General features: G+C 37.7%; 12 protein-coding genes. All 12 read right to left on the reverse strand.

The window, feature by feature from the left end; all coding sequences use genetic code 11:
- Positions 1 to 173: 173 nt before the first annotated feature.
- Entirely contained in the window at positions 174 to 608 is a 435-nt protein-coding gene (gene fabZ, locus PLX19_RS16605) for a 3-hydroxyacyl-ACP dehydratase FabZ (protein WP_035430592.1), read from the reverse strand.
- A 477-nt stretch (positions 609 to 1,085) separates the two neighbouring features.
- On the reverse strand, positions 1,086 to 2,087 hold the full coding sequence (locus tag PLX19_RS16610) for a rod shape-determining protein (protein ID WP_242216887.1): 1,002 nt from the start codon (positions 2,085 to 2,087) through the stop codon (positions 1,086 to 1,088).
- A gap of 161 nt (positions 2,088 to 2,248) precedes the next feature.
- Positions 2,249 to 2,518, reverse strand: coding sequence for a sporulation transcriptional regulator SpoIIID (gene spoIIID / locus PLX19_RS16615; RefSeq protein WP_272189847.1), 270 nt, complete (start codon positions 2,516 to 2,518; stop codon positions 2,249 to 2,251).
- A gap of 324 nt (positions 2,519 to 2,842) precedes the next feature.
- On the reverse strand, positions 2,843 to 2,977 hold the full coding sequence (locus tag PLX19_RS16620) for a hypothetical protein (protein WP_035430594.1): 135 nt from the start codon (positions 2,975 to 2,977) through the stop codon (positions 2,843 to 2,845).
- A 139-nt stretch (positions 2,978 to 3,116) separates the two neighbouring features.
- Positions 3,117 to 4,085: a M23 family metallopeptidase gene (locus tag PLX19_RS16625; RefSeq protein WP_272189848.1), complete on the reverse strand. Its 969-nt coding sequence runs from the start codon at positions 4,083 to 4,085 to the stop codon at positions 3,117 to 3,119.
- A gap of 161 nt (positions 4,086 to 4,246) precedes the next feature.
- Positions 4,247 to 4,954 (reverse strand): ABC transporter permease, encoded by a 708-nt coding sequence (locus tag PLX19_RS16630; RefSeq protein ID WP_272189850.1) that lies wholly within the window; start codon positions 4,952 to 4,954, stop codon positions 4,247 to 4,249.
- Complete coding sequence (locus PLX19_RS16635; RefSeq protein WP_272189851.1) at positions 4,954 to 5,796, reverse strand: ABC transporter ATP-binding protein; 843 nt, start codon at positions 5,794 to 5,796, stop codon at positions 4,954 to 4,956. Before PLX19_RS16635 ends, PLX19_RS16630 begins: the two co-directional genes overlap by 1 nt.
- A gap of 234 nt (positions 5,797 to 6,030) precedes the next feature.
- Positions 6,031 to 7,038 (reverse strand): LytTR family transcriptional regulator DNA-binding domain-containing protein, encoded by a 1,008-nt coding sequence (locus PLX19_RS16640; protein WP_272189852.1) that lies wholly within the window; start codon positions 7,036 to 7,038, stop codon positions 6,031 to 6,033.
- Positions 7,039 to 7,154: 116 nt separating this feature from the next.
- Positions 7,155 to 9,110 (reverse strand): pre-peptidase C-terminal domain-containing protein, encoded by a 1,956-nt coding sequence (locus PLX19_RS16645; RefSeq protein WP_272189853.1) that lies wholly within the window; start codon positions 9,108 to 9,110, stop codon positions 7,155 to 7,157.
- Between the two features lie 201 nt (positions 9,111 to 9,311).
- Entirely contained in the window at positions 9,312 to 10,922 is a 1,611-nt protein-coding gene (locus PLX19_RS16650) for a long-chain fatty acid--CoA ligase (protein WP_272189854.1), read from the reverse strand.
- 244 nt (positions 10,923 to 11,166) lie between these two features.
- The gene (gene spoIID / locus PLX19_RS16655) at positions 11,167 to 12,189 is read right to left on the reverse strand and encodes a stage II sporulation protein D (protein ID WP_272189856.1); all 1,023 of its coding nucleotides are present in this window, start codon (positions 12,187 to 12,189) and stop codon (positions 11,167 to 11,169) included.
- A gap of 201 nt (positions 12,190 to 12,390) precedes the next feature.
- A complete protein-coding gene (gene murA, locus PLX19_RS16660) occupies positions 12,391 to 13,695 on the reverse strand; it encodes a UDP-N-acetylglucosamine 1-carboxyvinyltransferase (protein ID WP_272189857.1) in 1,305 nt (434 codons plus the stop codon).
- Position 13,696: the final 1 nt, after the last annotated feature.

A 13,696-nucleotide genomic window follows, 5' to 3' on the forward strand; every position in this document is an offset into this window, starting at 1 on the left:
CTAGCATAAGAAAATCACAATTTATTCAACCGTTTCTAGCACATACAAAATAATACATTATTTTACTTATATTAACAATAAGTTTTTTGAATATATTTTATATTCAAAAATGTAATGTTGTATAAGGAAAAAGAAATAGATAAAATAAAAAAAACCGTCATCATCATGACGGTTTACTCTTTCTTATCTCCAAGTGCAAATGTAATTTCCGCTTCACATGCTACTTCACCATTTACAGTTGCGACTGCTTTTCCTTTGCCAATCGGACCGCGTACACGTGTCATTTCTACTTCTAAGCGAAGCTGATCACCTGGGCGTACTTGTCGTTTAAAGCGGCAATTGTCAATGCCAGCAAAGAAAGCAAGACGACCACGGTTTTCTTCTTTCTTTAAAACAGCAATTGCGCCAACTTGAGCTAGTGCTTCTACAATAAGAACACCAGGCATTACCGCGTAGTCAGGGAAATGACCGTTAAAGTATTCTTCATTTGCAGATACGTTTTTAATCCCTACCGCACGTTTTCCCTCTTCTACTTCAAGAACTTGGTCAACAAGTAGAAACGGATAGCGATGCGGGATAATTTCTTTAATTTGCTCTATATTTAACATCACATCTGGCCCCTTTTTTAGATATTAGTCTTAGTACTAGGTTATATATATTATCCCACTTTATATATTATTTGTCATTACAAAAAAACGAAGCAGATTTTTCTGCTTCGTGTCATTTTAAAAAAATGCATATACTCTTTCTTCCCTACAAATTTTGGTATAACAAACATAAATACAGTTCACACGGAGAGAGAAAAAGCATATGCCCAAGTTAGGGGAAGTCAATATACCAAAGGCATATTCACCTCAATTTGTCGTATTCGATTTCATTATAATACAATTGTATACGATATGAAAACGACAAATTTCTACAAATTTCCCCATAATAATCTATTTTTCTCTTTTTCTCTTTATTTTTCTTCGTTTTTCGTAAAAACGTTATATTTTTAAAAATAGATAAAGAGATATATAAACTAAAAAAAACGTTAGGATGTATGCCTAACGTTTTTCGTTCTTTCAATTGATTCCATTACGTCTCTATCGCAGGGCGCGTCGTGGTAACTTGTCAATGTTCTCAAGCATGATACCTGTTCCAACCGCTACACAGTGCATTGGATTTTCCGCAATTAATACAGGTACTTTTAACTCTTCTGCAAGAAGCATGTCAATGCCGTGTAATAATGCACCGCCACCTGTTAAAATAACACCGCGGTCAATAATATCAGCAGATAATTCAGGTGGTGTACGTTCTAATACACCTTTTGCAGCTTGTACAATAACAGCTGCGTTTTCTTTTAGTGCCTCTGTAATTTCTTCAGAGCATACTGTAATTGTGCGAGGTAAACCTGTTACCATGTCACGACCGCGAATTTCAAGTTCTTCACTACGTGCACCTGGGAACACTGTACCTACTTTAATCTTAATATCTTCTGCCGTACGTTCCCCAATTAATAGCTTATACTTACGTTTAATATAGTTTAAGATCTCCATATCAAACTTATCGCCCGCCATTTTAATGGAAGAGGAGGTAACGATATCGCCCATAGAAAGTACTGCAATATCTGTTGTACCTCCGCCAATATCCACAACCATATTTCCGCTTGGTTGGAAGATTTCCATACCAGCACCAACAGCAGCTACTTTTGGTTCTTCTTCTAAGTATACTTTCTTGCCGCCAGATCTTTCAGCAGCTTCACGAATTGCTTTTTGTTCTACAGACGTGATGTTTGTTGGACAGCAAATTAAAATGCGAGGTTTTGATAAAAAGCCTTTTACGTCAAGTTTGTTGATGAAATGTTTTAACATCGCTTCTGTAATTTCGAAGTCAGCAATTACACCATCTTTAAGCGGACGAATCGCTACAATGTTTCCAGGTGTACGCCCTACCATACGTCTTGCTTCTTCCCCTACCGCTAATACTTTTCCTGTATTGCGGTCAATTGCCACAACAGACGGTTCATTTAATACGATTCCTTTACCTTTTACATGAATTAATACGTTGGCCGTGCCAAGGTCAATTCCGATATCTCTCGCAAACATTCCTGTGTCTTCCTCCTCAATATCTAAATCAGGTTAAACCCGAATTCTTTTATACCTAATTTCTAATTTTAGCATATTATTTCCTAAAACGTAATATTGAAGAAATGAATTATCCTGAAAAAAAGTTACTTTTTTTGGAATGTTTGCTTAATGTCAGATTATTAACGCACGATTTTTTCTGTATCCTCTTTTTGATACTTTTGTTTCGTCGCTTCGCCGCCCCGGAGATGACGAATTGACTTATGGTAATCAAGAATTTCCTTCACTTCATTTGCGAGCTCTGGATTAATTTCTGGTAAGCGTTCTGTTAAATCTTTATGCACAGTACTTTTTGAAACACCAAATTCCTTCGCAATAACACGAACTGTTTTTCTTGTCTCCACGATATACTTGCCAATCTTGATTGTTCTCTCTTTGATGTAATCGTGCACACCACTCGCCTCCCTAAGTTGGATGTGAGAAGGGTGAAATGAGACTCGCTGCATGTGACTAAGCTGTAAGTTCGAGTGCTGTTTGTAAGCGCTACACTTTCTGGGATTTATAATGAAATGATCCACGATTTCTCACCTCAAACACTCTCTTTGCTTTGGTTTATAACCATTGTATTGCCCGCATTGTATTTATATGCTACAAGTTCTCTATTTTTGCGGACTACGGTGACAAAAATTACATTTTTTTTTGAGAAATCGGTGAAAAATGAAAGTTTTACGTTTGAAACAAAAGGGAAACAAAAAAATGACGCCTTCTAAAAAGCGTCATTCCTCTCGATCAAATTCTTCCTCCAAAAGGCTTTGATGGGGGACTTCTTTCTTACTGGTAATCAAATAATATAAAGAAAACAAAACAAATAATAAAATAATTGCAATTGACACAACAAATAATAACGACAAACCAATCCCCTCCCTTTAGTAATATATATTCGAGAATTCTGTCCAATTTCCTTGCCGTTACAATGTTTTTAAAAACATTTTATTTTTATATAAAAATAAAACCATCAATTCTCGTATAGAGAGTTGATGGTTTTGTACATTACTCAGCTTGTTCAGAAGATGTCGTTTCGTTCTCTGTTGAACCATTTGTTGATTTCTCTTCTTTTTTCTTGTCATCAGCTGAGCTGTTTGTTGATTTTTCTTCTTTTTGCTTATTGTCAGTTGAACCACTTGTTGACTTCTCTTCTTTTTGCTTATCATCAGCCTGACCGCTTGTTGATTTCTCTTCTTTTTGCTTATCGTCAGCTGAGCTGTTTGTTGACTTTTCTTCTTTTTGTTTATCATCAGCCTGACCGCTTGTTGATTTCTCTTCTTTTTGCTTTTCTTGCTTTTCAACTTTAATGTCCGCAACAGACTTATCAAAGAAGCTCTCTGGGTTTACAGCAACATTATCTTTACGAACTTCGAAATGAACGTGATAGCCTGCATCTTTATTCACTTCGCTTAATCCTGCTTTCCCTAACACTTCACCTTGATTAATTTTCGCGCCTTTTTCCACTTTTGCATTTGCTAAGCTTTGGTAAAACGTTGTAATACCGTTGCCGCTGTCAACTGTTACAACATAGCCAAGAAGTGGATCTTTTTCCGCTTTTGTAACGGTTCCGCTTAATGCTGCTGTTACGTCAAACTCTTTTCCATTTTTCGCTGCGATATCGATTCCTGTATTTGCAGAGTATGTGTTGTTATAAAAAACAAGTGCTTGTTCTTGCTCCTCAGCCGCTGCTTTATCTTCGTAAAACTTCTTCTTTACAACAACTTCTGTACCATTTGCAGTTGGCATCTTCACAACTTCTGAAGATTTGATTACTGGCATTGTTGGGTTTTCACCTTGGCTTTGCTGCGTTGCTTCATTTTTGTCAGGCATCTTTTTCGTATTCGTTGCCTGATACCATAATGCAACCGTTAAAATGACTGCTGCACACACAATGTATAGTGTCGGGAATACCCAACGCTTTTGAAACAAATGGACTACTTTTCGAGAAGACTTCTTGTTTTCCCTCTCTCTCATTCTATCATCACCTCAGCAATCATTTTGAACAAGATTCATACATCCTATACAATCTATAACTGATTACTTTTCGACAAAATTTGTAAATATATGCATCGGAATTACAAAATTTCCGAGGAAATGATAAAAAAAGAAAAAACCGAGCCAAATTGCTCAGTTTTTTAGTCTAGTTTTTTCTTTTTGTAGACGAAGAGAAACAGAATAAACGTAATCAAAATCCAAACGGAGATATTTATTATATATTCACTCAATGCAGAAAAGCCTTTTCCCTCTAATGCACCTGTAATTGCGTTAAAAATATGATTTGTCGGGATATGATAGAGAATTTTTTTTGCGATTTCATTCTTCACAAAGAGATGCAATAAAGGCCCTGCAAAAAAAATCATCATAATCGGTGTGCCAAGCACAGAAACCTGCACTAGGTTTTTAGCTAAAAGACCAATCATTGTCCCTATTATAATAAATAGCAGTATTCCCAATAAAATAATGATCATTAATAAAAAGGCATTTCCCTTTAACGTATCTAACAAAAGTAAACTTATTATACTTAAAAAGAACGATAAAACCATAATTGGTAAAGACTTCCCTAAAATGACTTCTATAGGAGAAGCTGGTGATAGCATCATAACGCGAAGAGTATGTTTTTCTTTTTCTTCTGCAATTAGAGTCGCTTGTGTAATTGTTGTCACCATACTCAATACCATAATAACTACAATTCCCCCTAGAAGCTCTTTCCCGCCCCCCATTTGTTGATAAAATAACGCTAAGCCAAGTGGTAAAATCGCCATTAATAATACTTGGGCATTCGTTTTTAAATCTTGCATCTCTTTCCGTAAAATTGCCGAAAACCGCTTCATAGAAAATGTCATCATAATCCCCTCCCAGTTACTTCAATAAAGATATCCCCGAGCGTCGGCTCATAAGAATGAATCGATAGTAATTCACCTTTTTTCATCCATTCCGAAATACGTTTTGCTCCTAATTCATCTTTTTGCACTGTTTCTTTTTTCTTATCTTTTAACACAACTTCAATTTTATCTTTCGCATATTGCAGTCGTAGGTTTTCTGGTGTATCAAGTGCAACAATTTCCCCACCGCACAAGAACGCAATGCGGTCGCAAAGTGTTTCTGCTTCATCCATATTGTGCGTCGTTAAGAAGATTGTCGTTCCTTCTTTATTTAAATCTCTTAAGATGGTATGAATGTTTTGAACATTCACCGGATCAAGCGCTGATGTTGGTTCATCTAAGAAGAGAATATCTGGTTTGTGAAGAATTGCTCTTGCTAATGTCACCCGTTGTTTCATCCCTTTTGAAAGCTTTTTCACCTGTGTTTTTTTATCGTCTAATAAGTTTACCTCTGCTAACACTTCATCAATTCGTTCTTTTTTACAGTCGTATAAGTCACAAAATAATAGTAAGTTATCATAAATGCTAAGTCTTTCATATAGACCGCTGTTATCTGTTAAAATACCAATTCGTTTATAATCAATGCTTCCTGACCCTGTAATATCTTGTCCTAGCACTTTTACCGTTCCTACACTATGAAGTAACTGAGCGGTTAAAATTTTTACAGTTGTTGTTTTTCCAGATCCACTCGGACCAAGAAACCCGAAGATTTCTCCTTGTTTTACTTCAATACTTACATTGCGAAGCGCTGTTTTGCTGTCGAATGTTTTCATTACGTCTTTCATTTCAACTGCCAACGTCATTTCGTCATCCCCTTTGCTTTTCTTTTATAGTTGAAGTCTGCTTCAGCGACTTGCTGGCTGCCTCCGCTTGTTTGTTTACGCTTTTCTTGAGTCAATCATATGAAAAATAAAGAGGCTTGGCAGTAAAATACCGGTAAAAGGAGTATTTTTACCGGTGAATGGAGCGTAATATGAGTCCAGTGAAACAGTATATGGGGTGGTTGGAGCAATAATCGGATTGAATGAAGCACCAACTTACAGTCCAATTACATCTTTCAATTCATCCATTCTTCCTTTTGACAGCGGAATTGATGTTTTTCGTTCATCATCAAGAATTAAACTGTAGCTGTTTCGCGTCCATGTAATCACTTCTCGTACACGTTGTAAATTCACAAGGTAAGAGCGATGACATCTGAAGAATCCGAATCCTTTTAGACGTTCTTCTAATTCACTTAACGTAAGTGCACAAATAAAATCACCTTCACGCACATGAATATGTGTAGTACCATTTTGCGTTTCAATAAATTGAATTTCCATCGGATCCAATAAAATGATTTTATCGTTTACTTTTGCTGGGATACGTTCTAATTTCATTTGCGGAATCATATTGATCACTTTTTCGTCTTCTACTTCTACTTGTTCTTCTTGTTCAATTTCCACTTTTTTCACGCCATCTGGATGTAACACATACACATCCTCTGTTAAAGATAATGCGTCTGAAAGAAAGGCAGAAGTAATGAAAATTGCTTTTCCTTGTTCTTTTAATTTCATAATTGCCTTCCGAATAATAATCGTACTCTCTATATCTACGTTTTGTTCCGGTTCTTCAAATATAACGAGATCGGGGTTATGAATCATGACACGTCCAATATGAAGACGACGTTTCTCTGAAAATGACAACTTTCCTATTTGGACATTTTTCTTATCAAGTAAACCAACACGTTGAAAGACCTCTTCTATATTCATACTAGATTCATACAATCCGGATAAAAAGGTGAAATATTCCTTCACTCTCAAACGATCATATGCCTCATCTTTTAAAAAACAAAAACCAATACGTGCATACACTTGTTTTTGAATAGGCTTTCCTGCAAATAACACACTTCCTGTCGATGCCTCTTCCTCTCCAATGATAATACGGTGTAAAACTTTAGCTGTATGATTATTACATTGCAGCACAACGCATTGTCCTTTTTCGATTTTGAGCTGAATCGTTGGCAATTGATTTGTCTTTCCCAATTGTTTTAGCTCAAGTAGCGCCATATTTTTTCCCCCATGTTATTTTTTCTTTTCATTATAACAAACAACAACTGGAAAATTATGATAATTACACGAAAAACAAGCCAACGACTTGATTCACTGGCTTGTTCATACAATCTCTATTCTGCTTTATAAGCTAATTTTACTTTTGTGCTTTCTTTCATTCCTGCACGCGTTACAGAAACATAAACATAACCTGCTTGTGTTCCCAACTGTTTCACCTCTGCCGTAACAGTAGTTCCTGTTGCTTGCGGAGAAGTGACTAAGAGCTTACTGTTTGCGTCATACACGCGCACTGTATCACCCTTAACAACTCCACTTACTACTATGTGATCTGCTTTCCCTTTATTATTTGTAATTTTCACTTGGCTTACTTGTAATGAGTTTGATACTTCTCCCTCAAACTTATACGCCGTTCGTGTACTTTCATTCATACCAGGCTTTGTAACAGTCACGTATGTTGTTGCAGCTTTCTCACCTAACTGCTGCACACTCACTACCGCTTGTGTTCCTTTTGTAACTGTTGCTGTTCCTAATAATTTTCCGCCTGTCGCGTTGTCATATACCTTTACAACGTCGTTTACTTGTAAACTACTTACCGTGATAACGTCAGCTTTCCCTTTGTTGTTAACAACGTTCACTTGGTTTGCTTGTAGTGCATTTGTTGGTTCACCTGCAAATTTATATGCTGTTCGTGCACTTTCTAATAAACCAGATTCTGTTAACGCTACATATACACTACCTGCTTTTTCTCCAATTTGATTCACATTTATAACTGCTTGTGTTCCACTTGTTACTGTTGCTGTGCCCAATACTTTTCCGCCTGTTGCTTGATCATATACCTTTACAACACTGCCTTGTTTCACATTACTTACTGTAATAACATCAGCTTTCCCTTTATTATTTACAACTTTCAGCTGACCTGCTTGCAGTGCATTTGTCGGTTCACCTGCGAAACTACTAGCCGTACGCATACCTTCTCCCATTCCTGGTTGTGTTAAAGAAACATACACTTTACCAGCTTTCGGTCCAAGTTGCTTTACGTTCATACTCACCTGTGTTCCTTTTGTTACTTTAGCCGAGCCTAACAATTTACCACCCGTTGCTTGATCGTACACCCTTACAACATCGTTTACTTTCACACCATTTACTGTAACAACATCGTCTTTCCCTTTATAGTTATTCACTTGTATTTGTTTTTCTGTTAATTGTGGGGAACGATCTAAAACGCTAAATTGATACGGATTCTCCACCACACCCTTCCCATTAAATACTGTAATGTAATATTTCCCTTTTGTTAACGTGTATGTACGTTCTTCACTTCCAACTCCATTTTTTCCATATTCAGTCGAGAAGTTACTCATATACTTTTGTTTGGCATCATAAAGCGTTACGTCCCAAGAACTTTCTTTAGATCTTTCCATTTTTATACGGATTACTTTTGTTGCATCAACTGAAAATGAATAATAATCAGTATCGATACCATTTATCGACGCTCCTCTATAATTTTTATTTAATTCAATAGAATTAGCTTGCGCAAAGCTGTCATTGAATTCTTTTTCAAAATAGTTACTCGCTTGAAATTTCACTTGGAATTCATACGGAATATTCATTGCTTTTTGATTATCCATTATCTCTACATAATATGTTCCCTTCGGTAAACCAATTTGTTTTTCTTCATTGCCAGTAGCATTTGCACCATTTCCTGTTGTGAAATGTTTGTAAGAGTTCCCCTTGCTATCTGTAATATACAAATACCAACTCGCTGTTTTATTGCGTTTCATTGAAAATGTTACATTTCCATCAGACGGAAGCGTAAATGTATAATAATCATGATCCCAAGATTCTTTTAATGCCCCTTTATATACTGTATTTAATTGAATTTTATTTGCCGTTTGCCGTGTATTATTGGGTTCTTTTTCATATCCATTTTGAGCACTACCTGCAGAGTCACGATTCATAGCAATAGAAGTTGCATTTTTCATATCTGCAAAAACAGGTGCTTCGATAAAAAAATTCATAAAAATAAAAATAAATACTGTTAAAAAAGCTATTTTATTACGCCATTTTACCATTTTCTTTCTTTCTCCCCTTTTTTTATATGTTATACCAATTTCAGAATATTACAATTTACATATTTTTTCAATTATAATTACCATATTTTATAATAAATATATACATATCACTTATCTGCACTTCGACAACATCAGATACTCACTCCACATAAAAAAGCATAGCGCCGCCGCGCTATGCTTTCACTCGTTCATTTTATCTTTCTACTTCACCATATAACTCTTCAACTGATCGCGAAGTGCTCGCTTCAAAAACTTCCCGACAGATGTTTTCGGAATTTCTTCGACAAATAAAATATCATCCGGCATCCAGAATTTTGGAAATTGATTTTCTAATAAATCATATAGCTCTTCTTGATTGACCATTTCTCCTTCTTTTAGAACGACACATGCGACAGGACGCTCTTGCCATTTTTCATGCGGAACAGCAACGACTGATGCTTCTAATACTTTTTCGTGTGTCATTAAAGCATTTTCTAAATCGACGGAGGAAATCCATTCGCCCCCACTTTTAATCAAGTCTTTCGTGCGATCAGCAATTTTAATAAAACCTTCCGGGTCCACTGTTACGATATCTCCTGTGTGTAGCCAGCCGTCTTTCATCGATTCTTCAGTACGTTCATCATGATAATAACTGCCGGCAATCCATGGCCCGCGGAGGCAAAGCTCCCCCATTTCTTCACCGTCCCATTTTATTTCACCCTCTTGACCGATGACTTTCATTTCAAGACCTGGGAGTAAATAACCTTGGCGGGAGCGTAACTCATAATACTCTTCTTTCGGTAAATCACGTTGATACGACTTCGGACAATTAATGACAACGGCCGGACTTGTTTCTGTCATGCCGTAGATTTGTCTGAACGCAATTTCATATTTTTCTTCATAGGTACGAACCATACCCTTTGGTGCTGCTGATCCGCCTGACCATATCGTACGGACACTGCTAATATCATACGGATATTTTTCAAGCTCTTGCAGTAAGCCAATCCAAATAGTTGGAACACCGGCAGTAATCGTTACTTTCTCACGTTCAATTAGCTCTGCTAAAATTCCCGGGGTAAAGTGCGGTCCTGGTAAGACGAGCTTTGTACCAAACCATGTACTTGCGAATGGGAGCCCCCACGCATTGACATGAAACATTGGAACAACAGGCATACAAGTGTCCGATTCTGATATGCCCCCTCCGTCTACAAGTCCAAGCGTATAACTATGGAGTGCAATACTACGGTGCGTATACACAACACCCTTTGGTTTTCCTGTCGTTGCGGAAGTATAGCACATACCGGCAGGTGCTTTCTCATCTAAATCTGTTATAAATTGAAATGTTTCATCGCCTTCTTCAAGGAGTTTATCATAGTGATATGCTGGTGATAGCGTTGTATGAGGTAGTGCATCGTCATCTGTCATAATGATAAATGCTTTCACATGAGGAATTTCGTGTTGAATACTTTCTAATACAGGAACCATATCTTCATCTACCAAAATAACTTTATCTTCGGCGTGATTAATAATGTAGGAAATGTGCTCTGAGGAAAGTCGTAAATTAATCGTATGTAATACCGATCCGATTCCTGGAATTGCAAAATACGCTTCTAAATGGCGATGGTGATTCCAGGCGAGTGTCCCTACTTTATCTCCTGCCCTAATCCCCATTTTCGTTAATACACTTGCAAGCTTTCTTGTCCTCTTTGCAATTTCTCCGTATGTTAATGTTTGAATTCGTGATGCCGTACGCGAGACAACTTCCTTTTTGGAAAAGTACTTCTCTGCCCGTTCCATCATTGCCGGAATGAGAAGTGGTACATCCATCATCATCTTCCATACCCCCTATCATCATTGTATATCTAAAGATACAACTGTATTATAACACGACAAACCTAGGCAAAAACTAACAACCGTTCTTTCCTTTTCTACAAAGTCTGACAGGGGGTTACATCATACAAAATGATGTATTCATACCTTTACCACTGTTTATCGGCAGTTCGACACACCTTAAAGATCCTTCGACAAAACGAGATACTCTAACATAAAATAAGCATAGCGCCGCCGCGCTATGCTTTCACCTCTTCGCTGTCAATTTTCCCTCATATTGATTCAGTGCCGAAATGGCTACACCTTTATAATAATGGGCAACAATATCTGTATATGCCTTCCCTTCCTTAGCCATTCCGTTTGCACCGTATTGGCTCATTCCGACGCCGTGACCATAGCCTTTCGTTGTGATGACAATTTGATCACCTTGCTGCTTCCACGTAAAGTCAGAGGAACGTAAGCCTAATTTGTCCCTTACATCTCTCCCTGTTAATGTCTTTCCTTGAAAGTCAACTTCCTTAACGCGCTTTCCTTCTGTGCGTTCTTTAATGTTGCCAACATTTCCGTTTGCCAACACTTTTATGCCAAGACGCTTTTGAAAGTCAGCAACAGTAAAGGTTTGTTCACTCGTAAATTTCGGTGCTTGTTGATCCCAAGGACTATTTACACTTTTTAAGTACGGATAATCACTGCCCCAATAATCTGCGGCATTTTCTGTATAGCCATTGCTTGTCGAGAAAAATGATGCTGTAATCGGACTGCCGTCATACGTTAAAACTTGTCCGGCTGTCTTTGCTACCGCTTCTTCAATTCGCTTCATTTTACCTTCGTACTCTTTGCCCCATTGTTCTTTTAGCTCCGCTTTACTTTTGTACACTTGATTTTCTACCGTATCTGTTACGTCCGCTTTATTTTGAAGCTTTTGTCCGCTTAACATACGCTTCACAACGAATGTACGCGCTGTTAATGCCTGTGCTTTGAATGCTTCCATTTCAAAGTTTGCTGGCATTTCTGCCGCAACAACACCGGCAACATAGTCTTCAATTGAAACTGTTTCGGTCTTTTTTTGCTGACTGCGATACACAGATACTTGCACATCAGTTTTTGTAGGAGAGGGAGCTGGTATGTCTTGTGCGGACTTAAGAGCAGAAGGTAAATGATCCTTCCCTTCTTTCACTTTCCCAAATGGAAAAACAAGCAAGCTTGGTACGATAATCACTAACGCTATTAACAGCGTTATGATGACAATAATGGGCTTTGTCGTTTTCATGATCTTCCTCCACTATGAAATTAGACTCATTTCATTCTTATGGAGTAAGACAAGCATTTAGAACACGTTCTTTTTCATCTGTTTTTTGTTTTAATTTTTAGAATTTTAAATGAAACAGGCATAAATATTATGTTTCTTGACTATAACAATAAGAGTACACAAAAAAGTAGCTTCCATGCCTTTGCATAGAAGCTACCTTTATTAAGCGTGAAGATCAGATACTTGCTGTTCTACTACTTCTTTCACTTGTTCAGTTACACGTTCAATATCTGCACCTAATGCAGCTAACTTGCCGTGGAAGTTTACATATCCGCGGTCAAGATGTTTTAATTCTGTTACACGCGTATGGCCTTCAGATACTAAACCGGCTAAGATTAATGCTGCTGCAGCGCGTAAATCTGTTGCTGCTACTTCAGCACCTTGCAGGTTACCTGGTCCATTCATAATTACAGAACGACCTTCGATTTTAATATCTGCATTCATACGACGGAACTCTTCCACATGCATGAAACGGTTTTCGAATACTGTTTCTGTAATCATGCTTGTGCCGTTTGCTTTCAGTAATAATGCCATCATTTGTGATTGCATGTCTGTTGGGAATCCTGGGTGTGGCATCGTTTTAATATCAGCCGCCTTTAACTTCTCAGGACCGATAATGCGGATACCTTCGTTTTCCTCAATAATTGTAACGCCCATTTCTTCCATTTTTGCTGTAATAGAGCGTAAATGTTCTGGTACAGCATTTTCAATTAACACGTTTCCGCCTGTAATTGCTGCTGCAACCATAAATGTTCCTGCTTCAACACGATCAGGAATAATGGAATGGTTTGCACCATATAATTTATCGACACCTTCGATACGAATTGTGCCAGTTCCAGCACCACGTACTTTTGCTCCCATTGCATTTAAGAAGTTCGCTAAGTCTACGATTTCTGGTTCTTTTGCTACGTTTTCAATAACTGTTGTTCCCTCTGCTAATACAGCGGCAGACATGATATTTTCTGTTGCCCCTACGCTTGGGAAATCTAAGTAAATTTTCGCACCTGTTAACTTACCGTCTACATGCGCCTCAACAAATCCATTACCAACTTTTACTTTTGCTCCCATTGCCTCAAAGCCTTTTAAATGTTGGTCAATTGGACGTGAACCAATTGCACATCCACCAGGAAGCGCAATACGTGCACGGCCATTACGTGCTAAAAGCGGCCCCATTACAAGAACGGACGCGCGCATCTTACGTACATATTCAAATGGTGCTTCGATGTTTAGTTCTTTTGATGCGTCAATTGTTACTTCATTGTTTGCAAAAGATACTTCTGCATTCAAATGACGCAAAACCTCATTAATTGTGTATACATCTGATAATTCTGGTACTTCAGATAGTACATTCTTTCCATCACTCGCTAATAGGGCTGCAGCGATTATAGGTAATACAGCGTTTTTTGCGCCCTCTACGCGCACTGTGCCGTTCAACCGCTTTCCGCCACGGACGATGATCTTTTCCAAG

This window comes from Bacillus sp. BP-3 (genome assembly GCF_028401955.1).
GTDB lineage: Bacteria > Bacillota > Bacilli > Bacillales > Bacillaceae_G > Bacillus_A.